The following is a 24,503-nucleotide window of genomic DNA, read 5'->3' on the forward strand; positions in this document are numbered from 1 at the left end:
TATCCGAAGATGTAGTTCCGGTAAGGAGAAAGCCCACGCAAGCCTGCAATAGGCTGCCGAGGGCTCCTCTGTCGATTACACGTTGAACTTGTTGACGAGCGCTTGGAGCTCCTCGGACATCTTGGACAGCGATGCCGAGGCAGCCGAGATCTCTTCCATCGAGGCGAGCTGTTCTTCGGTCGTCGCGGATACGTTCTGGGAACCGGCGGCTACGACGCGCGAGCCGTCCGCAATGTGGTCGAACGTGGCGACGACTTGCTCGGCGCTGGCGGACATTTGCTCCGAAGCCGCGGATACTTCCTGCACTTGGGTAGCCACCTGATCGACGAACGACTTGATTTCTTCGAACGTGCTTCCCGCCGTATTCACGACGCGAATGCCCTCGTGAACTTCCTTGCTTCCGCTTTCCATGGATTGCACCGCGTTCGAGATGCGGGTGCGGATTTGATCGACCAGCTCCGTAATTTGCTCGGCGGACTGGGTCGATTGCTCGGCCAGCTTGCGCACCTCGCCGGCGACGACGGCGAATCCGCGACCAAGCTCGCCTGCCCTGGCCGCTTCAATGCCTGCGTTCAGCGCCAGAATGTTCGTCCGGTAAGCAATTTCGGTTATGACGTTGATAATTTCCCCGATCTCTCCGGAGAGATCGCCCATCGCGTTCACTTCTTGAGCCAGCCTATCGAAGGAGGATTGGATCGAAGCCATTTGCGCTTCGGCCGACTGAATGGCGTCGTTACCTTCTATCGACTTGTGGGCGGCTTGCATGGAGACGGTCGCCGCGGTTTGCGCGTTCGAAGCGATTTGCTGCACGCCTTTGGACATCTCCTCCATCGTCCGCACGCTTTCCTCTACGCTTTGCGCCTGTTTCTCCGCACTGACGACGACCTCTTGAATCGTCTCCGTGATCAAGGTCGAGGATTGACTGGTTTGTTCCGCGTTCGCGGTTAACTCCTCCGAGGAAACCGCCACCTGTTCGGCGCTCGAGCTTAATTGCCGGATCAAGTCGCGAAGATTCTTCTTCATTTCGTTGAAGGAAGCGGCGAGCGTGCCGATTTCGTCTTTGGAGCGTACATGAATCGGTTCGCCGGACAAGTCGCCGGCAGCGATCTTGCCTGCGGCTTTCTCCATGGAGACGAGCGGCTTCGAGATCATGCGGGAGGCGAAGTAACCGATGATGATCGCCAGGATGAAAGCGGCGATGCTAAGGGATGTTATGGTCGTAACGGCAGTCTCCGAGGTTTCCGAATTGTTCTTGCTGCCTTCGTCCATCATCTTCTTCTGCTCCAAGGCGATTTCGTTCGCGACGGGTTCTATCAACACCTCGACGGGTTGGACCTGTTGCATGTAGAAATCCTTCGTCGAGGCGGCGTCTTCGTTATTTTTCACCTTTAGGACGAGTTCGTCGGCTTTTTCTATGAATAGTTGGTTCAGGACGGTCAGCTTCTTTAATCTCGTCAGGTCCTCTTCCCGATTTACAAGCGCTTCCGATTGAAGCACGAGCGAGGAAAGCTCGTCATGCGCGGAACGCATTTGCTGTTCGAACGAAGCGTTGTTCGTCAAGAGAAAGCTTCGGATGCCGCCGCTTTGTTTCTCGCTTTGCAACTGGATGTTTTGGGCATTCGCGAGGATGACGGCGCGTCTTTCGATCAGATCGGTGTTGGATTTATCGATTTGCCCCATGTTATACCATGCGATTGCTCCCGTGATGCCTAGTAGAATAGCGATGATTAAAAAAGATCCGAGCAGTTTCTTCCCGATGGTCATTCTCACAGATGGTGCCTCCCAAAGATGTAATATTCCTCATAATTCTCGTAAACACGTGTTTAGCGAACAGTGTCCATTATACACCGAAATAATGGAACGGATAAGAATGAAGAAGGAATAACCTGATAAAAAAGCGAAAAAGTCGATCAAGCAACGTTAGCAGGAGGAAGAAGGTTTGGTCCATGCCCAAAAAGCAGCAACTCATCGCGCCAAGCGATCGGCCGATCATGCCGGAACTGCCGGATCCGTTCGTCTTCAGGGACGGACGCAAGGTATCAACGCCGGCCATGTGGGACAAGCGCGCCGAAGAGCTGAAGGAGCTCTTTCAGCATTACATGTACGGTTATGCGCCGAATCGATCGGCAGAACGCGCGGATTATGAGATAACGGACACCGGCTTGCTTATTCAGGTCACAATACGCGGGAAAGCGGCATCGTTCCCGGCCGAAGTAAGCCTGCCGACTCGGGATTGCGGGTTCGACGGGCCGTATCCGGTCATCTTCTCGCTCGGAGCCTTCGAGCCGGATACCGCGAACGCGCGGGGCTATGCCGTCGTCACGCTCCGCACGGAAGCGATCGCATCGGACAAGGCGGCAAGAACGGGGGCTTTCTTCGAGCTTTACCCGTATGCTCCGAAGACGGATACGGATGTCGGCGTGCTTCTCGCGTGGGGATGGGCAGCGGGTAAAACGCTCGATGCGCTGGAGCGGAACGCCTATCCGGAGATCGATTCGAAGAGGGCGGCGATTACCGGCTTTTCCCGGTGGGGCAAGGCGGCGTTAGTCGCCGGCGCGTTGGATGAAAGGTTCAAGGTCGTTAACCCTCATTGCTCGGGAGCAGGAGGGATGGCATCGTTCCGCCGTTCGTTCGAAGGCAAGATGTACTATTGGGGAATCGCCGAGCGGTGCGAACCTCTCGAAGCGCTGCAAAGCGAATCGGAGTCGCATTGGTTCAACTCGACGTTCGGCGAATTCAAGGATGCCCGCTCGCTGCCTTTCGATCAGCACGAATTGGCATCGTTGGTCGCGCCCAGGGGCTTGCTCGTCACCGGAGGTTACGCCGATTATTGGACGAACCCGGAAGGGATGCACGTCTCCTACCTCGGAGCCTCTCGCGTATATGAATTCCTGGGCGCGGACGACCGCATCGGAATTGCTTTTCGGCCCGGCGGCCATAACAGAACGCAGGAGGATCACGACAATCTGCTTGATTTCTGCGATCGGTGCTTCAGAGGCTTCCGGTGCGGCAGAAGCTTCAAATCGAGCTTGTACGACGGCGGCTATTAATCCATGCGGCTTCCTTGGGTCAGGACGAACATATCGATGAATTCGCGCGCGCTCTTGGACAGATAACGATCTTTCAGCCAGACAAGGCCGATCTCGGAATAAAAGTCCGTGTTCGCAAGCTCGCAAGCGGTGATGTCCGCGAGGGGGAACGAAGCCGTGACCGATTTGGGCAAGATCGTGGCGCCGATACCCGCCGCGACGAGCGCGACGATAACGGCAACGCTTGAGCATTCGCATAGGATGAGGGGCTCAAGGCCCGCTCGATGGAATTCGTGCAACACGTTGGCGTGCATCCGAATCGTCTGATCGCTCTTGAGCGTCAGGAATGGATGCTTCGCCAGCTCTTGCATGCTTATGCTCGCCGGATTGCCGTTCTCGTGCGGCGCCCAAGCGGTCGGCAGAATGGCGACGAACGGGTCGGGCGCTAGATCCACGGTTTGATAGCGCTCCGGATCGACGGCCGCTTCGAACGGGAGTCTGGCGATAATGAACTCGATCGCTCGTTTCTCCATCTGCTCGGCGAGCAGGAAATGGTCGCCTTCGAGGATTTTGAAAGTCACCTGCGGACAACGCTGCTGAAAACGTTGGATCGGTTGCGGAAGCAAGGAGATGCAGGAGACGACGGACCCGATGGACAGCACGCCGTGCACGCCTTCGTCCAGCTCCTGAACCTCTCTTACCGTCTCGTGCAGTTGTCCCAGCAGTTGTTCGGCTCTGCGCCGCAGCAATTCGCCGGCGTGCGTGAGCGTCAGCCGCTTGCCGCTGCGATCGAATAGCGCCACTTCCAACTCCTGCTCCAGCAGCTTCATCTGTCTGCTGAGCGGGGGCTGTTCCATATTCAGGCGCTTGGCGGCGCTCGTCACTTGCCCTTCTTCGGCCACGGCCAAGAAGTAGCGCAGTTGCCTCAGATCCATCCGGGCACCTCCATTTTCCAACTATACTATAAAGGTATGCTTTTCGAACAAAATAGATATTTTCAATATACTAACCGGCTTGGTATCATTCAAGTAAGAGAATCTAGAGAGGATGAACGAACAGATGCCATCGCCTATCACGATTGAACGTACGCAGACACCTAAGCCAAGGCCGCAAGCAAGTTCGCTCGGCTTCGGCAAGTATTACACGGATCACATGTTTATCATGGAGTACGAAACTTCCAATGGCTGGCATTCGCCGCGCATCGTGCCGTATCAGCCGATCTCGCTCGATCCTTCGTCCAAGGTGTTGCACTACGGACAGACGGTGTTCGAAGGATTGAAGGCCTATCGTACGGACGACGGCCGCGTCCTGCTCTTCCGTCCGCAGAAGAACGCCGAACGGCTGAACCGCTCGAACGAGCGCCTTAGCATGCCCGCCTTGGACGAGGGGACGGTGCTGGAGGGGATCAAGCAGCTCGTACGGGTCGATCAGGATTGGATTCCGAACGAGCCGGGCACTTCCCTCTACATTCGCCCGTTCGTCATCGCGACCGAGAACGCGCTCGGGGTGGCGCCTTCGCGCGAATATTTGTTCATGATCATCCTGTCGCCGGTCGGCATGTACTATTCGAACGGCATGAACCCGATCTCGATCTTCGTCGAATCGAAGTACGTTCGCGCGGTGGAAGGCGGGGTCGGCACGGCGAAAACCGCGGGCAACTACGCGGCAAGCTTGAAAGCGCAAGAGGAGGCGGCTGAGCACGGCTGCGCCCAGGTGCTGTGGCTCGATGGGGTGCATCGGAAGTACGTCGAGGAAGTCGGGAGCATGAACGTGTTCTTCCGGATCGGCGACACGGTTGTTACGCCGGCGCTTAACGGCAGTTTCTTAGCCGGAATTACCCGCGATTCGGTCATCCGGCTGCTGAAACATTGGAACGTTCCGATCGAGGAGAGAGCGATCACGATCGACGAGATCGTACAGGCTCACCGCGACGGGGAGCTGAAGGAAGTGTTCGGCACGGGCACGGCCGCCGTCATTTCGCCGGTCGGGGAGCTGATCTGGCAAGGCAACAAGATGAAGATCGGCGACGGAACGACGGGCGAGCTGTCCGCGCGCATCTACGATGCGGTTACGGGCATTCAGACCGGCAAGGTCGATGACCCGTTCGGGTGGACGGTTGCGGTAGAGTAAAGCTGAAGAGGGTTGTCCCGATAAGTGTCGGGACAACCTTTTTTTAATGAAGGATGAGAACGGGTCGTAAAGCGGACATGCCCGGGGAGGGCATGATCGTTGGTCCTAGCGTGATAGTCGCTATCGTGTGACCCTGAATACGGCCGCACAGCGACGGAGCGACCCCCGCTCTCTCCGCCAACCAATAGAACCTACCTGCGATCGTACAGCTATTTCATAGAACCGGTAGGGTGTTAAATCAATAAATGCAAATGTGCAGGTGATATCTCGCCGCGTGACACCATTGAAGGTTTGCAGGACTAATACCTGCACTTTTGCAGGATGAAAGGTTAAACGAGCGATCTCGGTTAGGATTACCTGCAGAATGGCAGGTGTGGAGCGACGGAAGCAGGGGATAAAGCGTGCGGCCCCCCCGATGCTGTGACGGAAGTAGGGGGACAAAGCGTGCGGACTCGATGCTGCGACCGTTCAAATCCTGCCGGATTGCTGACTACAGCCCATCCCTTACAGTGACAGATCGCGTCTTCGGAACAGGGCGACTGCAAGACCGAACGTCACGATTCCGATTGCCAGCAGGACAAGCGACGTTGCCGCAATATTCGCGTTGCCGTTCGTAATGTCTGCCGGACGGTACAGAGAGAAGACCGAAAGGCTGCGAATCCACTCGACCTGATCGCTTAGCTTGCCGAGCAAGTCCATGCTGAAGAAGCCGAACGTGATCGCCCCGGCGATGCCGAGTGCTTTCTTCTCGTCGCTCGCCAGCGAGGATACGAGGAACGAGATGCCGCCGACGGCGAAGAAGAGCAAGAACGCCGACAGGTTCATCTGCAGGAACGCGCTCGTGTCCAGCGCGTACTCGTCACCCAGAAACCACGCGTTCCCCGCGAATCCGGCAATCGTCGTCACTCCCAAGATGATAACCAACCCCGTAACTAATACGACCGCTTGCGTGAACGCGATCTGCCCCCTTGTCGTCGGCGTCGATAACAGGTAAGCCATCGAACCTTGATCCACGAGCTTCGCCATAAGCTTCGTCGACAATTGAACGCATACGATAGAGAGGATCAGGACAAGAATGAGTCCGTAAAATTCGCCTGAGATGAACGCCTCCGCGCTGTCGAACCCGCTGAAGCCGAAAGCTCGGCCGAAGCCTTCCGGCATCGAGTCGACGATCGAATCGATGGCCGCCGCATTCTTCGCGATACCGGGGTAGAGCCAGAAGATAATCAGGAGGTAGAAGGCGGAACCGAACGCATAGTTCAGGAAGCCTCTCAGGTTAACCTTCATCATCTGCGCGTACAATGTCGTCTTCATGTTCTCGTCGCCTCTTTCCGGTCATAGTAGTTCATGAATACGTCCTCCAGGTTCTGGGTGAACGTGTCGATGTTGCGCACTTTACGCTTCGCCGTCTCCGCCGCGAACAGATCGTAATTGCCTTGAACGGCTACCCTTGCCCGGTTCCCTTCGATCGACTCGACCGGCAGTCCGGATTCCGCGAAAGCCCGCGCTTCGGCCGGCGTCTCGAACGTGACTTCGAACAGCTTCCGCTGCATCGACTGCAGCTCGTGAATGTCCTTGACGGCGACGATGCCGCCATCCTTGATGATGGCGGCCCGGTCGCACGTCCGTTCGATCTCCGGGAAGCTATGGGAGGACATGAGGAACGTCGTTCCCCGGGCTTTCTCCTCCAGCACGAGCTCGATGAACACTTTCTGCATAAGCGGGTCTAGGCCGGAGGTGGGCTCGTCAAGGATGATCAATTCGGGATCGTGCATGAATGCGGCGACAAGGCCGACTTTCTGTTTCATGCCTTTGGACATTTTGCGGATCGGCGTATTCACATCGAACTGCAGCCGCTCGATCAAACGATTGCGTTTTCCAGGTTCTTTCATTCCCCGCAGTTTCGCCATGAAATCTAGGAACGTCTTGCCCGTCATTCCGTCGAAAAAAGCGATTTCCCCAGGCAAATAGCCGACATAAGCTTGGACGTTTCCCTGCTCTCGCCACGTATTTAGTCCGTTCACCGTTACCGTTCCGCTATCCGGCTTCATGAAGCCCATGATGTGGCGGATCGTCGTCGACTTCCCGGCGCCGTTCGGACCGAGAAAGCCGAATACCTCGCCTTTACGCACCTCGAAGCTCACGTCGAATATCCCTTTTCCGCCGGAGAACTTTTTGGTCAACCGTTGGATCGTTAACATGGAGACCCCTCCTACCCACTCAAGATTTGAAATATCAACAATAAAATATTTCAAATCTTTTATATGCTATGATATACCTGTGCAAAAATGCCGTCAATAACGGAATTAAGGGTGAGCGGGAATGAACGGTTTCGAGAGGCGGACTAGCCAGATCAAAGATAAAATCCTGCATACGACGCTGCGGATGCTGCGGACGTCAGATCCTAAGCGTCTGCGGATCGCGGACGTAGCCAAGGAAGCCGGGGTGTCGCAGGTTACGATCTACAATTACTTCGGCAGCAAGGAAGCGCTCATTCGCGAGGCGTTCATCGCTTACTTCGATCAAGCCATTCGAGATTTCGAGACCTATTTAAACGAGGGTCATTCGCTGAGAGAGAAAATCGAACGCATTATCTATATGAAAACGACGTATAGCGATTACTCGCCGAGTTTAATTAAGCAATTGTTGCACGATGATATCGAATTGGCTCGTCACATCGAGGTGCTGTACCGAGAGGTTTCGGTTCCGCTGATGATCAGAATCATTCGAGAGGGGCAAGCCACCGGCGAAATTTCGCCGGACGTCTCCATCGAGAATGCGCTCGTCTTCATGCAGTTGTATATGAATCAGTATGAGTTATTGCTGGAGATGGCAGACAAGAGCGAGGATCGGGATACATTTTTCGGGAAGATGGCCGAGATGTTTTTCTACGGTTTATGCGGACGAAGATAAATAGTGAGACGGAGCGATGCGGATGACCGGGCCAGAGCTATGGACGGAGGAACAGAGGCGGATTGCCACCGAAGCGGAAGCGTGGGTGCGGGCCAAGCTCGACAAGGAAAGCAGCGGCCACGATTGGCGTCACATCGAGCGAGTCGTAAGCACGGCTCGTACGATCGCTCAGGCCGAGGGGGCGGATTCGTTCATCTGCGAACTGGCGGCTTTGCTGCACGATATGGCGGACGAGAAGCTGAACATTGATCCGATCGCCGCGGAGCAGGAATTGGCGCGTTGGCTCGCGAATTGCGGGATAAGCGAACATGAGGCCGAACACGTGATGGAGATTATCGCGACGATGTCGTTCAAAGGGGGTTCGAGGCCGCCGATGCGGACGAAGGAAGGACAAGCGGTGCAGGATGCCGATCGGCTCGATGCGATCGGCGCGGTCGGAATCTCGCGCGTATTCGCGTACTCCGGCGCCAAAGGTCGTCCGATCCATGATCCGGGCATCCTCCCGCGCGGCAACATGACGGAGGAGGAGTACCGCAATGGACGCGACACGGCGATCAATCATTTTTACGAGAAATTGCTCAAGCTTAAGGATCTGATGAATACGGCGACAGGCCAAGAGCTTGCCGCGGGACGGCATCGTTTCATGGAAGTATTCCTGGAACAATTCTATGCGGAGTGGGACGGTCGAAAGTGAAATGAACGGAATGACCAATCGAATTGGCGGAATGGTCCTTGCGGCGAGCCTCTTGCTCGTTGCGGGGTGCGATAACGACAATAACGCCGCGATTCCCGCGGCAGCGGAATCCGCGACTCCAACTTCGTCAGCCGCGGCTACCGAATCCGCCGAGCCGACCGGTATCGCGGAGACTTCCATGACGGAGCTCGAGGCGCTGGTCGAGAAGTACGGGGATTTAGGCCTGACGGACGTCCATAATCACGACGCGAGCGGCTTTCAATGGAACCGGACGGCGAAGTGGGAACGCAACCGCGTCGCGAGAGTCGTTCTATTCGGCGACGTGTCCGAGCCGAGCGCCGTACGCACGGACAAAGCCGCGTGGAGCGCCTACCGGAAAGATCCGGAGCGAATCGTGCCGTACTTCTCGGGCTTCGACCTTCACGACGAATCCAGCCTGGACGTCGTGCGGGACAACTTAGAGAAGGGTTACTTCGGGCTGGGCGAGATCGTCGCCGCTTCTACGAACTCGCCCGTCGCGTCGAAAGTCGCTTGGAAAGGGTTCGATCCGATGGACGGCTACCTTCCGCGAATTTACGAGCTGTGCGCGGAGTATAAGGCGCCGATCCTGCTGCACATCGATCCGCTCGCCGGAACGCCGCTAATCAAGCTGGAGGAAGCGCTCGACGCTTATCCGGATACGATCATCATTGTCGGACATATTAACGCCTACAATTCTCCGGATCTCGTCGAGGCGTTAATGAAGAAGCATCCGAATTTGTACGGGGATTTCTTCGCGGGCTTTACGGATCTAAACCCGGCGAGCGAATACGCTTTGTCGGATTATGTTCCGGTAATCAAGAAATTCTCGGACCGCTTCTTGCTCAGCACCGATTCCGGTTACGGTCTGCCCAGCGAAGAGGCCGCCATCGAGTCGATGTACCGGATGCTCGACTTACTCAGCGATGATCCGTCTGTAATGAAGCGGGTCGCCCGCGACAATTACGATGCGATCTTGCGAGCCCAGCCGGCGACGAAAACCCAGCTCGAAGCCATTAAGAAGCTTACTTTCCCAGAAGGCGGGCAGCCCGATCTGACCCACATGTCCAAGCTGGATGCGGGGACAATATTGATCGATGCGAAGGTAGATTTGTCCGAGAGCGCAGAGGGGTAACCCATAATCCATTCGAAAAGAGGAAAATGCCAATGTACGCTTCGATTCAGCTATTCGTCCAAGACTACGAGGAAGAGGCAACGGCTACTCAGAAGTTGCTCGATCGCTTGACCGATGCTTCCCTGAAACAAGAAGTCGCGACGGGTTACCGCACGCTCGGCCATCTGGCGTGGCACATCGCTTGCTCGGGCATGATGGTCGCGGCCGCCGGAGTAAAGTTCGAGCATCCGGACGAGCGGGGCGGGATTCCGTCTTCCGCCCAAGCGATCGCGGATGCGTACCGCAAGGCGGTGCCGGCGCTCGTAGAGGCAGTCAAGTCGCAATGGACGGACGCCGATCTTGCGGCCGTGCAGAACATATTCGGCCAGAACTGGTCGAACGGGACGACGCTCAATAAATTCATCAAGCACGAGGTGCATCATCGCGGTCAGTTGACGATCCTGATGCGCCAAGCGGGCTTGCAGGTAGCGGGCATATACGGCCCGGCGAAGGAAGAGTGGTCGGCGATCGGCATGGAAGCCCCGGCGCTGTAAGAGCACGAAAGCCCGCCCGATCGGGCAGGCTCTTCGTCTTTATTGACTGGATTCGCGGCTTATTGCGTTTGAATATTTGTATGGAGTACAGCTATTCAGGTAAGATACCAACGGTTAAGCTCGACAACTGCACGAATGGCATCCGGCTCGCGTCGAACCGTCGAAATCTTCTCTCCTAAACCCAAATAAATTACCCCTTAGCCAGCTCCTTGCGCACGATAGGCGCGACTTTCGTTCCGAGCAACTCGATCGTCCGAAGCAGATCGCCATGCGGCATCGTGCTGACGTCGGCGTGCAGGAAAAACCGCGTAATCCCGAGATTGCGCTGCAGCAGCACGATTTTCTCCGCGACGAATTCGGGATCGCCGACGTAGAGGGCGCCGCGCATGCTGCGCGCCGCATCGAACGCCGAACGGTCGTAGTGCGGCCAGCCGCGCTCGCGCCCGATGACGTTCATCATCGCTTGCTGATGCGGGAAGAACAGGTCAGCAGCCTGATCGACCGTATCCGAGAGGAAACCGTGGGAGTGCGTCGCGATCTGCAGCTTGTTCACGTCGTGTCCGGCGCGCGCTGCGGCCTGCTTATACAGATCGACGAGCGGAGCGAACCGTTCGGGCATACCCCCGATGACGGCGAATACGATCGGCAAGCCGAGCGTACCCGCGCGAACGGCGGATTCCGGATTTCCTCCGCTGGCGATCCAGACCGGAAGCGGGTTCTGTACGGCTCGCGGATAGACGCCGAGGTTATTGATCGCCGGACGCAAGCCGCCGCGCCAAGTCACCTTCTCCGAGGAGCGGATCTTCAGCAGCAGTTCGAGTTTTTCCTCGAACAATTCGTCGTAGTCGTCCAGGCTGTAGCCGAATAACGGGAAAGATTCGATGAACGAACCCCGTCCGGCCATCACCTCCGCCCGGCCGTTCGATAGCGCGTCTAGCGTCGCGAACGATTCGTAGACGCGAACCGGATCGTCGGACGACAGGACGGTAACGGCGGTGGATAATCGAATGCGATTCGTGACCGATGCCGCCGCCGCGAGCACGGTGACGGGCGACGTACCCGCGTAGTCGGCGCGGTGATGCTCGCCGATGCCGTAGACGTCCAGCCCGACCTGGTCGGCGAGCTTGATCTCCTCCACCGCTTGGCGCAGCCGCTCCGCATGGCTGACGGATTTCCCTACCGCTGCGTTCGGCGTCGCCTCCAGGAACGTGCTGATTCCTATTTCAAAAGCGTTTGCTTGTTCGGACATGTTCATTTCGCCCCTCTCGTTAGTAACTCTATTGTACCGCATTAACTATGAAAAATAAAGTTTCTTTAAAATAGTTAGTTAAACCGAACGATTATGTACACAAATGAAAGTAAATCAGATAAAATCAGCTTAAGCAAAAGCAACAGTTCTGCGTGATGACAACTAGGCGAGGGCGATGTGATGGCATGAGCGGGACGAAAGTTGTTTTGTATGGCTTGGCTTATTTTATTCCCATAATATTTTTCGTCTGCATGGCGGTCGACGTGCTCTTGCGCAATCCGAAAAGAACCGAGCATCGGCTCGTTAGCTTGGTCGCGATCTGCTTCCTGCTGATGTTCGCGACGGAATACGCCCGGCACCAGATGCCGATCGAGTACAGCGCGAGAATTTCGACGTACGTATACGCCAATGCGGGCATCTGCATCGCGGGGGTGGCGCTGCATTTCGCCGCCAAGGTTTCCGAATTGGACAAGCGGATGCCGCGATGGCTATATCCGTGGATATTCCATGTCCCTACGCTCGGGATCATCGCGAATCTCTTGACCAGCGGACATGCGATTGCATCCAGTCGGTTCTTCGAAGCCGGCGTGTGGTTCCCGCCGGAGTATAACACGGCGTACTACGTTTCCTATTCATTAAGCAATGCTGTTATCATTCTCTATTTGTTCATGCTCTATAGAGGCTGGAAGAAGGCGCAATCGAAGGAACGCAGGCAAATTTTCAAATTGCTGCTCATCGGCGGAAGCGTCACTTCCGCGTGGCTGATCTTGCTAGGGTATTTCAACTTCGGCGAATGGCTGCCGCCGAACTCGCAGAATTACGCGGGGATCATCTGGTGCTTCACGCTCCGGCTCGCCATGATCCGATTCGATTTCATGAATCATGAGTACAAACGTTATGAGCGAATGTTCGACATGAATCCTGCGGCGATCGTGCTGATCGATATGGACGGCCGCATCCGCGAAGCGAACCCAAGCGCGAGGCAACTGCTCGGAGGCATCGATACGGACCGCTTCTCCTTGTTTACTCTCCTTGACGACGGGCTAAAGACATCCGTGCAAGCCGGCCGGGAGATCAAAGATTTCGAGGCGACCATCGCCTGCGGAAGCGAGCTGCTCGAAGTGCTGATCGACGGGGATTACATGACGGTCGATAACGAGCTCCGCACGGTCCTTATCATTCGAGACGTAACGTTGCAGAAGCGGAACCAGAGGCAGATCGAATATATGGCGTACAACGACGCGCTCACGAAGCTGCCGAACAGAAGATGTTTCTACTATCGGCTGGATACGGTCATTCGCGAAGCGCAGCTGAACGGGTCGCGGCTAGCCCTCGTTATGATCGACCTCGATCATTTCAAATCCATCAATGATAAATATGGCCACGAGGCTGGAGACGTCGTTCTGCAGTATGCGGCGGCGGCGATCGAAGAGTCGGCGCGGGGCATCGGCAAGGCCGGCCGGCTCGGAGGAGACGAGTTCGTCATGTTCATCCGGAATGTCGCTTCGGATGACTACGTACAGGAGACGGTCGCCCAGCTCAGGAATCGATTGTCCGGCACGGTGATTCGGTACGGCGAGCATGCATTGACCGTGGAAGCCAGCATCGGAGTGAGCTACTTCCCCGATCAAGGGACCGACGTCGACACGTTAATGATGCAAGCGGACAAAGCGATGTACGCCGAGAAAAGATTAAGCCATCAATCGGCGTAGAGTTGCGCAGAATAAATCCCTTGTGAGTTCTCGCGGTTCCATGTAAAATGGTGGAAGATACAAGGCTGCGCGTAACTGGCGTAACATGGAGTACCATGGTGGAGCGCGCGGATATCGGCCGTACGCCTGGGCGAAGCACCCGATCGCAATGTTGCGGTCGGATGCTTCTTTTTGTTGTCGTCAGTATACGAGAAGGGTGCGGTGTACGGGATGAAAATCGCTTATGTGATGTTCGACGGAATGACGACTTTGGATATGGCAGGGGTTCACGAGGTGCTGCCATGGATGCTCGTGCTCGGCGCCAAGCCGGATTTGTCCTGGGATTTCTGCTCGAACAAGGATCAGATCGCGGACGATCGCGGGCTGAAGTTCAAGATCGACCATGTATGGCCCGACCTCTCGCGCTACGACATGGTATTCGTTACGGGCGGCATGCCTACAAGGCAGCTTAGGCATGACGCGGAGTTCGTCTCGTGGCTGAAGACCGCCCGGGAAGACGCGTATAAAGTTTCGGTGTGCACGGGATCGCTGTTGCTCGGCGCAGCCGGTTTCCTGCAAGGGAAGCGAGCGACGACCAATCCGTCGGCGTACGACCTGCTGGCGCCTTATTGCGCGGAAGTCGTTCGGGCGCGCTGCGTAACCGACGGCAACGTATTCACCGGGGGAGCCGCATCGACTTCTGTCGAGGTTGGACTTCGGCTTGTGGAAGAACTGACGGACGCGGCGTTCGCCAGGCAGGTCGGACAGAAAATCGATTGTCCGTACGGGGCTCCGAAATTGTAATGTCCCGAGGGTTGGGCGATAATGGTAGAGAAAACGGCTATTATCTTCTATCGGAGGTGCAAGTGCAATGAGAGCGCTTTTTATCGGAGGAACGGGGATTATCAGCAGTGCCATTACGGAACAACTGGCTCGGCAAGGCTGCGAGCTTTACTTGCTGAACCGCGGCAATCGGAACGATAAGCTGCCTGCGGGCGTGCGCGTCATTCAAGCGGACATTAACGACGAGGAACGCGTGGCGAAGCTGATCGAGTCGATGTCGTTCGACGTCGTCGCCGATTTCATCGCGTTCGTGCCTTCCCAATTGGAGCGGGACTACCGCCTGTTCAAAGGGAAAACGAAGCAGTTCGTCTTCATCAGCTCCGCATCCGCCTATCAGAAGCCGTTGTCGGACTACCGCGTGACGGAGAGCACGCCGCTTGCGAATCCTTACTGGGAATACTCGCGCAACAAGATCGCCTGCGAGGAATACCTCCTTCGACTATACCGGGAAGAAGGCTTCCCGATCACGATCGTCCGGCCGAGCCACACGTACGACGAGCGCTCGATTCCGCTTGGCGTGCACGGACGCAAGGGCAGCTGGCAAGTCGCGAAGCGGATGCTGGCCGGCAAGCCGGTCATCATTCACGGAGACGGGACGTCGCTCTGGACGATGACGCACAACAGCGATTTCGCCAAAGGCTTCATCGGGCTGATGGGCAACATTCACGCGCTCGGCGAATCGGTGCAGATTACGTCGGACGAGACGTTGACGTGGAACCAGATCTATGCGATCATCGCCGATGCGCTCGGCGTGCAGCTTAACGCCGTCCACGTATCTTCGGAGTTTCTGGCGGCATGCAGCACGGAGGATTATCGCGGCGGACTGATCGGGGATAAAGCGAATTCGGTCGTCTTCGACAATTCGAAGCTGAAGCGGCTCGTGCCCGAATTCGTCGCGACGACGCGGTTCGATCAGGGGATAAAGAAGACGGTGGCGCATCTATTGGCCCATCCGGAGCTGCAGCAGGAAGATCCGGAATTCGACGCTTGGTGCGATAAAGTGATCGGAGCGTTGGAGTCGGCGGCCAAGGCGGTACGAGGGTAACATAGCCGCAAGAGCCGATAACGTTCCTTCCGCAGCATCAAGATCGGCAGCCGGGACTGGAATATCTCATGAATCCGACGTCGATATCGGATAACCCCGCTTACCGCGGGAGCGGCATCGGCCGCGCGGCAAGAGGTGCCGTTAACCCTCTCGCTCCCACTGTCCGCGTCTCAATAGCGGCAAGAGGTGCCGCTAATCTTCTCGCTCCCGCTGTCGCGTCTCATTAGCGGTAAGAGGTGCCGCTAATCCTCTTGCTCCCGCTGTCCGCGTCTCAATAGCGGCAAGAGGTGCCGCTAATCCACTCGCTCCCGCTGTCGCGTCTCAATAGCGGCAAGAGGTGCCGCTAAACCCCTCGCTCCCGCTGTCCGCGTCTCAATAGCGGCAAGAGGTGCCGCTAATCTTCTCGCTCCCGCTGTCGCGCCTCAATAGCGGCAAGAGGTGCCGCTAATCCTCCTGCTCCCGCTGTTGCGTCTCAATAGCGGCAAGAGGTGCCGCTAATCCTCTTGCTCCCGCTGTTGCGTCTCAATAGCGGCAAGAGGTGCCGCTAATCCTCTTGCTCCCGCTGTCCGCGTCTCAATAGCGGCAAGAGGTGCCGCTAATTCTCTCGCTCCCGCTGTCGCGCCTCAATAGCGGCAAGAGGTGCCGTTAAACCTCTCGCTCTCGCTGTCCGCGCCTCAATAGCGGCAAGAGATGCCGCTAAACCCCTCGCTCCCGCTGTCGCGTCTCATTAGCGGCAAGAGGTGCCGCTAACCCCCTCGCTCCCGCTGTCGCGTCTCATTAGCGGCAAGAGGTGCCGCTAATGAGACGCGACAAGACTATTCTTAACTTTCTCCATGGCGGATGTTGACAACAACCCCTTCGACCCATTATTATCATTATTAAGAATGATAATAATGAAGTGATAACAATAGAAGGGAGTACGACCGAAGTGAACAAGTCGAAGGCTGACCTGATTCTGCATCCGATTCGCATGAGAATCATCCAATCGCTGTTTCCGGAAGGCAATCGCACGGCGCAGCAGCTCGTGGAGCGTCTCTCGAACGTTCCTCAGGCGACGTTGTATCGCCATCTGAACACCTTGCTGAAAGCCGGGTTGATACAAGTCGTCGAAGAACGGAAGATTCGGGGAACGACCGAGAAAATATACGGGCTGACGAAGAACGCGCACGATCTTACGCCGGATGACGTGACGGAGAAGTCTTCGGACCAGCACATGGAATTGTTCATGAAGTTCGTGGCTTCGATGATCGGAACTTACGGCCAGTATGTGGGGCAACCCAAGTACGATCTGTTCCGAGACGGAATCAGCTTCCGGCAGGTGCAGCTCTACTTGGACGACGAGGAATACTTGGGCTTGCTGCAAGAAATGAGGGCGCAAATGGGCAAACATTCGAATAACGAGCCCCGTGAAGGAAGAAGACTTCGCAATATATGGACAGTAATCGTACCGGAGGTAATGAACGAACATGACAACAGGGACAATAAGAGCGAATGACGAGTTATGGAACAAAGCGGTGAAGCGCGGACTGATCTGCTTGCCTCTCTATATATTGGTCCCAGCATTATTCTGGCTAGGCTTCGAGCAGGCCGGTTACGGGATGGATTGGAAAGGGTTCGGTCTAGGGGCGCTGGGTTGGTTCATCGCATTGGCGCTGCGGGGGCCGATCGGCGCGGCGAGCATGAAGCTGTCGCAGAATGCGGCCAAGAACCTCATGATCGCGAGCTCGGGAGTGCTGGAGGAGTCGGCTCGGCTCATCTTGATCGCCGTGACTTCCGCGACGTCGTCTTGGGCGCTCTCCGTCGGACAAGGCTGGGCGGCGATCGAGGTGCTGTACACGATGATCACTGTCGTGGCCATCGCCTCTCTGGCGAAGAAGACCGATGAGAAGTCGCTGCAAGCGAAGCGTATGCTTGAAGCCCAGGGCACCGTTCAGGCGAGTCCGCTATGGGGCATCCTGGAGCGGATATGGGCATCCGCCTTTCATATCGGAAGCACGCTGGTCGTCGCGAGATATCCATGGGCGGTCGTCGCGCTCATTCCGATCCATAGCGGGCTCAATTGGTTCGGCGTGAAGCTGGCGGCGCGCGCCGTGTGGCAATCCAGCGTGTTCATCGCGTGCCTCGGAGCCTGCATGCTTGCGATAGGTCTAGCACAGTAACTATTCAGAAAAACGTATGGGGGAATCTTCGATGAAATGGCAAGACGTCAACTGGGAGCTGTTCGCCCCGCTTATCGCCATCCAGGTTGTATTGCTCATTATCGCATTGATCGATCTGGGGAGACGGGACAAAGACGCCGTTCGAGGATCGAAGCTGCTATGGGTGTTCGTCGTCGTTCTGGTCAATCTGATCGGGCCGGTCCTTTACTTCACCGTCGGAAGGAAGAATGAATCTTGAGTCTGCTCGAGGTAACGGGATTAGTCAAGAAATTCGGAGTCCAGACCGCCGTCGACGGATTGAACTTCGAGATTACGCCGGGAAGGTGCCTGGCCTTGCTCGGTCCGAACGGCGCTGGAAAAACAACGACGCTGCGCATGCTGTCCGGGCTGCTCGAACCGACTTCGGGCACGATACGGTTCACAGGCGGCTCGGAGAAGGACATACGGGGCATAATCGGTTATTTGCCGCAGTATCCCGCGTTCTTCAATTGGATGAGCGGCCGGGAGTTTCTGTCTTTCGCGGCGAAGCTGGCAGGTTTGTCCGGCAAAGAAGCCGCCGCGCGAACGGAGGAAGTGCTTGAGAGAGTCGGGCTGAAGGAATCCGCGAAGCGTAGAATCGGCGGATACTCCGGCGGCATGAAGCAGCGGCTAGGCTTGGCTCAAGCCGTCATTCACCGTCCGAAGCTGCTTATTCTCGACGAGCCGGTATCCGCGCTCGATCCGCAAGGCCGGCGCGAAGTGCTGGAGCTGATGCGGGAGATGAAGCGCGAGACGACGATTCTCTTCTCAACGCACGTGCTGCATGACGTGGAGGAGATCAGCGAAGAGGCCATCATCATGGACAAAGGTCGGATTATCGTGCAAGGAGATCTGCAGAAGCTCCTATACGACCACGAGCAGCCGCTTATTCGCGTGAAAGCCCGCAATCTGCCTATCGAATGGGTGCGGGGCTTGCGCAAGGAACCGTTCGTTCGCGAGCTTAACGAGACTTCGGACGGTTTCACGGTGCTGGTGACGGACGTATCGCTCGCGAGAAGCTCGTTGCTGCGTTCGATTGCCGACCTGGAGATCGAGGTCGAGAGCTTCGAGATCGGGGCGACATCGTTGGAGGATTTATTCTTGAGGGCGGTGAGCGCCGGATGAGCGCATGGTTGCTGCTGTTTCGCAAAGAAATGCTGGAGAGCGCCCGGAACTTCAAGTGGATCTGGATTCCGCTCGTCTTCCTGGCGCTCGGCATAACGAATCCGATCACGACCTATTTCATGCCGGAAATCCTGCAGGCGGGAGGAGTTGCGGCCGAGGCGGCCAAGCTCATTCCGACGCCGACCTCCGAAGAAATCATCGTCAAATCGCTGTCCCAATACGGAACGCTAGGTATGCTCGTGTTCGCGCTCTCCTTCATGGGGATCGTCGCGGGCGAGCGACAGTCCGGCTCGGCCATCATGGTTCTCGTCAAGCCGGTGTCTTACGGCCATTACATCACTTCGAAATGGGCGGCGATGACCTGCATTACGCTTGCGGCCGTAACGTTAGGCCAGCTGGGCACCGGTTACTACATGAACGTCTTGTTCGACGACAACGTCTATTCGGAGGCGCTGGTCAGCGGATTGGTCTACGCGCTTTGGCTGATTCTCCTCAATTCGATTACGCTGCTGCTCAGCTGCTTGATGAAGGCTCCGGCAGGCATCGCGTTCGTCTCCGTAGCGTTCGCGGCGCTTCTCTCGCTCGTTACCCAACTGCTAGGCGACGCCATGCGCTGGAGTCCGAGCCGATTGACCGCCGAGGCCGGCAGACTCGTAGAAGATAGCGGAGCCGGCGATGATCTATGGCTGCTCGTCTTGATTACGGCGGCGCTTATTGCCATCCTCCTGACGCTCGCGACAGCAGCTTCAAGACGCATGCTGCGCTGACGAACGACCGAACGACCGAACGGCCGAACGCTAATAAAATTCGAATCCGCCGCCGGTTTCCTTGGCCCGATACATGGCGATATCCGCGAGCTTCACGAGCTGCAGCGGCTCCCGCGTCTGTTCGGGAAACCGGCTGATTCCAATGCTGCAAGACACGTTTACGGTGAGACTCATCAAGGAATAGGGTTCGCTGATGGAAGCAACAAGCCGCTGCGCGTACTCTGCCACCTGATCTTGCCGCGCTCCGGCGATCAGCGCGATGAATTCGTCGCCTCCGTGCCTGAATATCGCCTTTGTATGGCGGTCGTCAAGCAGGGAGACATGGCGAACCGGAAGAACATGACGGCCGAGCTCAGCGACAATGCGTTCCGTGATCTGAACGAGCAGAGCGTCGCCGATATCATGGCCGAACGTGTCGTTCACCTGCTTAAAGCCGTTAATATCGATGAACAATAACGAGAATGGCGCGGTTTCTTTCGTTTCCGAGTTCAAGATGTCATAGAAGAATCGCCGGTTATAGAGCCGCGTTAACGCATCGCTATTGGCATAATAAGCGAGCTGAAGCTCTTTCTCCTTGCGCAGCTCGATTTCCGAGGATAGCCGATGAACCAGCGACCGCGATTCTTCGATCAACAGAGAGCCTTTGAGCGCCGTGCTGACCTGAATGCCGAGCGTTAGTATAATATCCCCCGGACATTGCCCGGTTTCCATCCAAGAAACCCCGAATTGATCCTCGCCCACGTGCAGCAGCATGACCATAAGCGCAAAACGCCGGTTCCGAATCCTCTTGAACGTGGCATAGATATCGCGAATGCTCCCGTCTAATCCGAACTCCCGCATACGATTCCCGTGGTCGTGATAGGCGAAAATCGCCGAGCAGGAATCGAAGCTATGTTCTTTATCGTTATAGGTAATAAGATAGTTCGTCGGAATTTGAATCCAGCTCATATAGCTTTCCAGCGTATTCAGAATGCTGGGAACCGAATAGGCCGATAGCAACGATTTGCCAAGAAAATCAAGGATACCCCGCTTTTTCGCCTGATCGATGTGCAATTGGATGTTGTCGTAATTGTCGCGGTCCTTCGTCATGTAACGCGCGGCGAACAGCAGCTCCTCCGCCCGGAGAATCATCGCTTCGTCGTCGGACGTATAACGAATCGTCTGTTCCCGGAACTCGTCGATCATCTCGGCAAGACCGGCGGCGGGAATCGGATCGGACAAATATAAAATTTGTTTCTGCAGCGAATCCAAGAAACGGCCGGAACGAACGCCTCTCACGTCGCCCAAGAACAATTCGGCTAATCCGGCGTAGTCGATCGGGATCAAGGGGAACAAGTTCCTCAACGTATCGCCGACGGTCAGCGCGGCATCTTCCAGACTCAAAATCCTGGAGAAGCTTGCGGGCCTGTCCAACCGCATCGGTTTGACGTTGTTGACGGTGCAGCCGCAAGAATCCCGATACAGAATCGCCCCCGGCACGTCCGTAATGAACGGGCATTCTCCCGATCGAATGAGCTGCACGATCGTCTCTAACCCCGCGCTGCCGAGTTCCTTGAACGGGAAATGAATCGTCGTCAGCGAAGGCTTGGAGAACGTAAGGGAAGGCTCGTTCTCATAGCAAACAAGCGCGATGTCCTCCGGGATGCGCAAGCCGCGCTCCAGGATCGCATCGCGCATATGCCGTCCGTCAAGCGCGGTCATGACAAGAACGGCGTCAACGGCGACTTGCCGGTCATCTAGCAATAGGGAGAGCACTTTCTTCATTCGCGTGTCGATACTCCAGCTCTTCATGGCATCATACTGAACGATTCGCCGTTCGTCCAAGAAACCGTATTCTTCCAGTACCATTCTGTAGCTGTCCACGCGGGTATCGTTATTCCAAGGCGCGATGAAGGCGATCTCGCGGCGATCATGTTCGTTAATCAGATGGCGGGTAATCTTCTCTACGTAGACACCGCCGTTCATAATGACGCTGGGGATGCTCTCGAAATCTTTGCCGATGCTCAAGAACGGAACATGATGAAGGCGCTGGCTGAGCTCGGCAAGATGCTCGGGACGGCATCTTGTGGACCAACCGATGAACAGCACGCCGTCGACATCGAATTGTTCCGTCAATTGCTCCAGCTTGAGCTGCATGGATGTCAAGTCGCCAAGCTCGCTCGCCGGCGACAAGACGTCTTCATTCTCGAGGTGCGTGAAGTAGAGGAGGTTTGCGTCGCAGCGCTCCGCCGCTTCCACGGCTCCGGCCAACATGAGGGACTCGGATTCAAGATTCGCGTTCTCCGATAGGAACGCGATCGTGGGTCTTCGGTCTGCTAGTTCGTGTGGAGTTGTGAACATGGGATGCACCTCTGATACGAGCATCAATCTTATACAAATTATACCATGCCGGTAGGTGCCTGAGAACAGAAACGGAGCGCGGCGACGAGCGAACTAGGGTGAAGTTGCCGCGCGACGGGCAGACGATATGTATGCGCATTCTTGCATCCATTGTTAACGAATACGACGGAAAAGGACGAAAAACCGAGTTTTACAGATTCGCGGGAGAGGAATATGATCTATCCATCAACTGAATAGACGAACTGCGCTGAGTCCTTGTTATTCGAGGAACGGGGGAACCAATCGCGACAGGCTTCCGCTTGCCGCACGGGGTGAATCGATGACGCGTCTTCGGCCGTTATCGTAGGGCGACTCTATACGCCCGAATCCGTCAGCTAACCTCGTAAGCGTCTTAGAGGATATCGCTTCGGCTTAGTGAAGGCTGCAGGGAATATTCCCTCTGCGGTCTTTTTCTGTTGCGTTCTATAAGGCACGTATCACATGACTTGGCGGTGCAAGATATGTATTCCATGAAAAGACTATTGATCGGACGGCCGTTGAAGTCGAACGAACTCGGGGAACAGAAGCTTACCAAGAAGAAAGCCCTCGCGATCTTGTCTTCGGACGCTTTATCGTCGGTAGCCTACGGTCCCGAACAGATCCTGCTCGTCCTATTCGCGATCGGGGCGGCTGCCATGTGGTATTCGATGCCGATCGCGATCGGCGTATTGGTCTTATTGCTCGCCTTGATTCTATCTTATCGGCAAGTGATCTTCGCTTATCCCCAAGGAGGCGGCGCGTACGTCGTCTCGAAGGAGAACCTGGGGCTGTCCGCAGGGCTCGTATCGGGCGGCTCGCTGCTCGTCGATTATATTCTGACGGTAGCCGTCAGCGTATCGGCAGGCACGGACGCAATCACGTCGGCGTTCCCTAGTCTTCACTCCTATACGGTCGTCATTGCGGTCGCTTTCGTCCTGTTCATTACGATTCTCAACTTGCGCGGCGTAACGGAGTCGGCCTCTATCCTGGCGTATCCCGTGTACTTATTCGTTCTCGCCCTGTTCGTCTTGATCGGGGCCGGGATTTACCAGGTCGCGGCCGGCGACATCTCGCCCGACTTGCGCGCATCGGTCGGAACCCCGGTGGCGGGCGTTACCTTGTTCGTTCTACTGAAGGCTTTCGCTTCCGGCAGCTCGGCGCTGACGGGAGTCGAGGCCATCTCGAACGCGATCCCGAACTTCAAAGCGCCGGCGCCGAATAACGCGGCCAAGACTTTAATCGCGATGGGCGTTCTGCTCGCCGTTCTATTCGCGGGAATCGTTACGCTGGCTTATTACTACGGCGTTTCGCCCAAGCACGACGTCACGGTCATCTCGCAAATCGCGGAGCAAACGTTCGGTCGCCATTTCATGTATTTCTTCATCCAAGGGACGACGGCGCTCATCCTGATTCTCGCGGCGAACACCGGCTATTCCGCGTTTCCGCTGCTCGCCGTCAACTTGGCCAAAGACAAGTTCATTCCGCGCATGTTCACGGCTCGCGGCGACCGGCTCGGCTACTCGAACGGCATTATTTTTCTGGGCGTATTCTCGATTCTGCTCATTGTCGCTTTCGAAGGCCAGACGGAACAGCTCATACCGCTGTACGCCGTCGGCGTATTCATTCCGTTCACGCTTGCGCAGACGGGCATGATCGTGAAGTGGGTGCGCCAGAAACCGAAGGGTTGGGGGCCGAAGCTCGTTATCAATACGATCGGCGCGATCATCTGCTTCACCGTCACGATGATGTTCTTCGTCACGAAGTTCTCTCGCGTCTGGCCGGTACTTGTATTTTTGCCGATAATCATCTATATTTTCCAACGAATCAAAAAACATTACGAAGCCGTGGGCGACCAATTAAGGTTAGCCACTTGCGAGCCCGTCATGCCGATCGAGGGCAACGTCATCATCGTTCCGGTATCCGGAATCACGCACGTCGTGGAGCATTCGCTCCATTACGCGCAATCGCTCGCCGCGGATCAGATTATCGCCGTGTACATCCCGTTCGAGCGGGAGGAAGAGACGGCGTTCGAGGACGAATGGAGCAAGTGGCGCCCCGATATCCGGCTCGTGACGATCCACTCCCATTACCGGAGCGTCATTCACCCGCTGAGCAAGTTCATCGACACGGTACAGCGCAAGGCCAGCGAATCGAACTACCAGGTTACGGTCATTATCCCTCAATTCATTCCGAAGAAGGGCTGGCATAACGTGCTCCATAACCAGACCAGCTTCATGATCCGCGCGCACTTGCTCCATCGCAAGGACGTCATCGTAACGACGGTGCCTTATCATTTAAAAAAATAACGAAGGATGAAGCCGAATGAGCGAACTGCTGAAGGAACTGTTGGCGCAAGAAGAGGAATTGCAATTCGAAGCTTTCGGGAACGAGGACGCGTTGCGGTTAGGCAACCTCATCATCGAACTGGCCAAGGCGAACGGCAAGGGTATCGCCGTGCACATCGAGAACGACAAGCATCCGCTATACACGCATTATATGGCGGGAACGAACGAGGGCAATATTTATTGGATCAACGCGAAGAAGAACGTCGTGAAGCGATTCGGGCATAGTTCGTTCTACGTCGGCGAGTCGTACAAGGCGAAGGGGACGACGTTCAAGGAGTCCTCGGGCTTATCTTTGGACGAGTACCAAGGCGAAGGCGGCTGCGTGCCGATTACCGTGAGGGGCCAAGGGATCGTCGCCACGGTAACCGTCACCGGATTGTCCGGAGAAGAGGATCATTGGTATGCGGTAGAGGGCATTAGAAGAGTGTTGGGGAAGTAGCGGAAGCCGGCA

22 protein-coding genes and 2 riboswitches are annotated in these 24,503 nt (G+C 56.3%); of the genes, 16 read left to right on the forward strand and 6 right to left on the reverse strand.

Annotated elements, in window-relative coordinates:
* Positions 1 to 75 precede the first annotated feature (75 nt).
* A complete protein-coding gene (locus COHPA_RS0115110) occupies positions 76 to 1,764 on the reverse strand; it encodes a methyl-accepting chemotaxis protein (RefSeq protein WP_027086997.1) in 1,689 nt (562 codons plus the stop codon).
* Between the two features lie 182 nt (positions 1,765 to 1,946).
* Here COHPA_RS0115110 and COHPA_RS0115115 point away from each other — a divergent pair, with 182 nt between their 5' ends.
* A complete protein-coding gene (locus COHPA_RS0115115; protein WP_027086998.1) occupies positions 1,947 to 3,050 on the forward strand; it encodes a glucuronyl esterase domain-containing protein in 1,104 nt (367 codons plus the stop codon).
* Here COHPA_RS0115115 and COHPA_RS0115120 read toward each other — a convergent pair.
* Entirely contained in the window at positions 3,047 to 3,964 is a 918-nt protein-coding gene (locus tag COHPA_RS0115120; protein WP_027086999.1) for a LysR family transcriptional regulator, read from the reverse strand. The genes COHPA_RS0115115 and COHPA_RS0115120 overlap by 4 nt on opposite strands.
* Before the next feature lie 124 nt (positions 3,965 to 4,088).
* Here COHPA_RS0115120 and COHPA_RS0115125 point away from each other — a divergent pair, with 124 nt between their 5' ends.
* Positions 4,089 to 5,159, forward strand: a complete 1,071-nt coding sequence (locus tag COHPA_RS0115125; protein ID WP_035121022.1) for a branched-chain amino acid aminotransferase — start codon at positions 4,089 to 4,091, stop codon at positions 5,157 to 5,159.
* Positions 5,160 to 5,663: 504 nt separating this feature from the next.
* Here the strand turns inward: COHPA_RS0115125 and COHPA_RS0115130 are convergent.
* A complete protein-coding gene (locus COHPA_RS0115130) occupies positions 5,664 to 6,473 on the reverse strand; it encodes an ABC transporter permease subunit (RefSeq protein WP_027087001.1) in 810 nt (269 codons plus the stop codon).
* A complete protein-coding gene (locus COHPA_RS0115135) occupies positions 6,470 to 7,360 on the reverse strand; it encodes an ABC transporter ATP-binding protein (protein ID WP_027087002.1) in 891 nt (296 codons plus the stop codon). The genes COHPA_RS0115130 and COHPA_RS0115135 overlap by 4 nt, the downstream gene beginning before the upstream one ends.
* Before the next feature lie 121 nt (positions 7,361 to 7,481).
* On the opposite strand from COHPA_RS0115135, the gene COHPA_RS0115140 reads away from it, so the two are divergent.
* The 4 genes from COHPA_RS0115140 to COHPA_RS0115155 are packed head-to-tail and all read left to right on the forward strand — an operon-like array spanning position 7,482 to position 10,452.
* Positions 7,482 to 8,072, forward strand: a complete 591-nt coding sequence (locus COHPA_RS0115140) for a TetR/AcrR family transcriptional regulator (protein WP_027087003.1) — start codon at positions 7,482 to 7,484, stop codon at positions 8,070 to 8,072.
* A gap of 16 nt (positions 8,073 to 8,088) precedes the next feature.
* A complete protein-coding gene (locus COHPA_RS0115145; protein WP_425393688.1) occupies positions 8,089 to 8,766 on the forward strand; it encodes an HD domain-containing protein in 678 nt (225 codons plus the stop codon).
* Positions 8,767 to 8,776: 10 nt separating this feature from the next.
* Positions 8,777 to 9,919, forward strand: coding sequence for an amidohydrolase family protein (locus COHPA_RS0115150; protein WP_169733269.1), 1,143 nt, complete (start codon positions 8,777 to 8,779; stop codon positions 9,917 to 9,919).
* Positions 9,920 to 9,951: 32 nt separating this feature from the next.
* The gene (locus tag COHPA_RS0115155; RefSeq protein WP_027087006.1) at positions 9,952 to 10,452 is read left to right on the forward strand and encodes a DinB family protein; all 501 of its coding nucleotides are present in this window, start codon (positions 9,952 to 9,954) and stop codon (positions 10,450 to 10,452) included.
* A 190-nt stretch (positions 10,453 to 10,642) separates the two neighbouring features.
* On the opposite strand, the gene COHPA_RS0115160 is transcribed toward COHPA_RS0115155, so the two are convergent.
* Positions 10,643 to 11,701 (reverse strand): LLM class flavin-dependent oxidoreductase, encoded by a 1,059-nt coding sequence (locus COHPA_RS0115160; RefSeq protein WP_035121026.1) that lies wholly within the window; start codon positions 11,699 to 11,701, stop codon positions 10,643 to 10,645.
* A 185-nt stretch (positions 11,702 to 11,886) separates the two neighbouring features.
* Here COHPA_RS0115160 and COHPA_RS0115165 point away from each other — a divergent pair, with 185 nt between their 5' ends.
* From COHPA_RS0115165 to COHPA_RS0115200, 8 genes are all read left to right on the forward strand, one after another.
* Entirely contained in the window at positions 11,887 to 13,413 is a 1,527-nt protein-coding gene (locus COHPA_RS0115165) for a histidine kinase N-terminal 7TM domain-containing diguanylate cyclase (RefSeq protein WP_027087008.1), read from the forward strand.
* A 61-nt stretch (positions 13,414 to 13,474) separates the two neighbouring features.
* A riboswitch (ZMP/ZTP riboswitch) is annotated at positions 13,475 to 13,552 on the forward strand.
* Positions 13,553 to 13,584: 32 nt separating this feature from the next.
* Positions 13,585 to 14,196, forward strand: a complete 612-nt coding sequence (locus tag COHPA_RS0115170; RefSeq protein ID WP_245590304.1) for a DJ-1/PfpI family protein — start codon at positions 13,585 to 13,587, stop codon at positions 14,194 to 14,196.
* Positions 14,197 to 14,263: 67 nt separating this feature from the next.
* A complete protein-coding gene (locus COHPA_RS0115175) occupies positions 14,264 to 15,280 on the forward strand; it encodes an SDR family oxidoreductase (protein ID WP_027087010.1) in 1,017 nt (338 codons plus the stop codon).
* A 928-nt stretch (positions 15,281 to 16,208) separates the two neighbouring features.
* Positions 16,209 to 16,775: a helix-turn-helix domain-containing protein gene (locus COHPA_RS0115180; protein ID WP_027087011.1), complete on the forward strand. Its 567-nt coding sequence runs from the start codon at positions 16,209 to 16,211 to the stop codon at positions 16,773 to 16,775.
* A complete protein-coding gene (locus COHPA_RS0115185; protein ID WP_027087012.1) occupies positions 16,747 to 17,439 on the forward strand; it encodes a YhfC family glutamic-type intramembrane protease in 693 nt (230 codons plus the stop codon). The genes COHPA_RS0115180 and COHPA_RS0115185 overlap by 29 nt, the downstream gene beginning before the upstream one ends.
* A 31-nt stretch (positions 17,440 to 17,470) precedes the next feature.
* Positions 17,471 to 17,677 (forward strand): PLDc N-terminal domain-containing protein, encoded by a 207-nt coding sequence (locus tag COHPA_RS0115190; RefSeq protein ID WP_027087013.1) that lies wholly within the window; start codon positions 17,471 to 17,473, stop codon positions 17,675 to 17,677.
* Positions 17,674 to 18,582 (forward strand): ABC transporter ATP-binding protein, encoded by a 909-nt coding sequence (locus COHPA_RS0115195; RefSeq protein ID WP_027087014.1) that lies wholly within the window; start codon positions 17,674 to 17,676, stop codon positions 18,580 to 18,582. The genes COHPA_RS0115190 and COHPA_RS0115195 overlap by 4 nt, the downstream gene beginning before the upstream one ends.
* Positions 18,579 to 19,349, forward strand: coding sequence for a hypothetical protein (locus tag COHPA_RS0115200; protein WP_027087015.1), 771 nt, complete (start codon positions 18,579 to 18,581; stop codon positions 19,347 to 19,349). The genes COHPA_RS0115195 and COHPA_RS0115200 overlap by 4 nt, the downstream gene beginning before the upstream one ends.
* A gap of 30 nt (positions 19,350 to 19,379) precedes the next feature.
* Here the strand turns inward: COHPA_RS0115200 and COHPA_RS0115205 are convergent, their stop codons facing one another.
* On the reverse strand, positions 19,380 to 21,689 hold the full coding sequence (locus tag COHPA_RS0115205) for a diguanylate cyclase domain-containing protein (protein WP_169733270.1): 2,310 nt from the start codon (positions 21,687 to 21,689) through the stop codon (positions 19,380 to 19,382).
* A gap of 235 nt (positions 21,690 to 21,924) precedes the next feature.
* Positions 21,925 to 22,093: riboswitch (cyclic di-AMP (ydaO/yuaA leader) on the forward strand.
* 96 nt (positions 22,094 to 22,189) lie between these two features.
* On the opposite strand from COHPA_RS0115205, the gene COHPA_RS0115210 reads away from it, so the two are divergent.
* Both COHPA_RS0115210 and COHPA_RS0115215 read left to right on the forward strand, forming a co-directional pair.
* Positions 22,190 to 24,013, forward strand: coding sequence for an APC family permease (locus COHPA_RS0115210; RefSeq protein ID WP_027087017.1), 1,824 nt, complete (start codon positions 22,190 to 22,192; stop codon positions 24,011 to 24,013).
* Between the two features lie 16 nt (positions 24,014 to 24,029).
* Positions 24,030 to 24,491, forward strand: a complete 462-nt coding sequence (locus COHPA_RS0115215; RefSeq protein ID WP_027087018.1) for a heme-degrading domain-containing protein — start codon at positions 24,030 to 24,032, stop codon at positions 24,489 to 24,491.
* The last annotated feature ends 12 nt before the right edge of the window (positions 24,492 to 24,503 follow it).

The organism is Cohnella panacarvi Gsoil 349, from assembly GCF_000515335.1.
Lineage (GTDB): Bacteria > Bacillota > Bacilli > Paenibacillales > Paenibacillaceae > Cohnella > Cohnella panacarvi.

Excerpts from the sequence above, each read along its gene's own strand:
- COHPA_RS0115110 (WP_027086997.1), bottom strand. The coding sequence starts at position 1,764 with ATGACCATCGGGAAGAAACTGCTCGGATCTTTTTTAATCATCGCTATT.
- COHPA_RS0115115 (WP_027086998.1), top strand. The coding sequence starts at position 1,947 with ATGCCCAAAAAGCAGCAACTCATCGCGCCAAGCGATCGGCCGATCATG.
- COHPA_RS0115120 (WP_027086999.1), bottom strand. The coding sequence starts at position 3,964 with ATGGATCTGAGGCAACTGCGCTACTTCTTGGCCGTGGCCGAAGAAGGG.
- COHPA_RS0115125 (WP_035121022.1), top strand. The coding sequence starts at position 4,089 with ATGCCATCGCCTATCACGATTGAACGTACGCAGACACCTAAGCCAAGG.
- COHPA_RS0115130 (WP_027087001.1), bottom strand. The coding sequence starts at position 6,473 with ATGAAGACGACATTGTACGCGCAGATGATGAAGGTTAACCTGAGAGGC.
- COHPA_RS0115135 (WP_027087002.1), bottom strand. The coding sequence starts at position 7,360 with ATGTTAACGATCCAACGGTTGACCAAAAAGTTCTCCGGCGGAAAAGGG.
- COHPA_RS0115140 (WP_027087003.1), top strand. The coding sequence starts at position 7,482 with ATGAACGGTTTCGAGAGGCGGACTAGCCAGATCAAAGATAAAATCCTG.
- COHPA_RS0115145 (WP_425393688.1), top strand. The coding sequence starts at position 8,089 with ATGCGGATGACCGGGCCAGAGCTATGGACGGAGGAACAGAGGCGGATT.
- COHPA_RS0115150 (WP_169733269.1), top strand. The coding sequence starts at position 8,777 with ATGACCAATCGAATTGGCGGAATGGTCCTTGCGGCGAGCCTCTTGCTC.
- COHPA_RS0115155 (WP_027087006.1), top strand. The coding sequence starts at position 9,952 with ATGTACGCTTCGATTCAGCTATTCGTCCAAGACTACGAGGAAGAGGCA.
- COHPA_RS0115160 (WP_035121026.1), bottom strand. The coding sequence starts at position 11,701 with ATGTCCGAACAAGCAAACGCTTTTGAAATAGGAATCAGCACGTTCCTG.
- COHPA_RS0115165 (WP_027087008.1), top strand. The coding sequence starts at position 11,887 with ATGAGCGGGACGAAAGTTGTTTTGTATGGCTTGGCTTATTTTATTCCC.
- COHPA_RS0115175 (WP_027087010.1), top strand. The coding sequence starts at position 14,264 with ATGAGAGCGCTTTTTATCGGAGGAACGGGGATTATCAGCAGTGCCATT.
- COHPA_RS0115185 (WP_027087012.1), top strand. The coding sequence starts at position 16,747 with ATGACAACAGGGACAATAAGAGCGAATGACGAGTTATGGAACAAAGCG.
- COHPA_RS0115190 (WP_027087013.1), top strand. The coding sequence starts at position 17,471 with ATGAAATGGCAAGACGTCAACTGGGAGCTGTTCGCCCCGCTTATCGCC.
- COHPA_RS0115200 (WP_027087015.1), top strand. The coding sequence starts at position 18,579 with ATGAGCGCATGGTTGCTGCTGTTTCGCAAAGAAATGCTGGAGAGCGCC.
- COHPA_RS0115205 (WP_169733270.1), bottom strand. The coding sequence starts at position 21,689 with ATGTTCACAACTCCACACGAACTAGCAGACCGAAGACCCACGATCGCG.
- COHPA_RS0115210 (WP_027087017.1), top strand. The coding sequence starts at position 22,190 with ATGTATTCCATGAAAAGACTATTGATCGGACGGCCGTTGAAGTCGAAC.
- COHPA_RS0115215 (WP_027087018.1), top strand. The coding sequence starts at position 24,030 with ATGAGCGAACTGCTGAAGGAACTGTTGGCGCAAGAAGAGGAATTGCAA.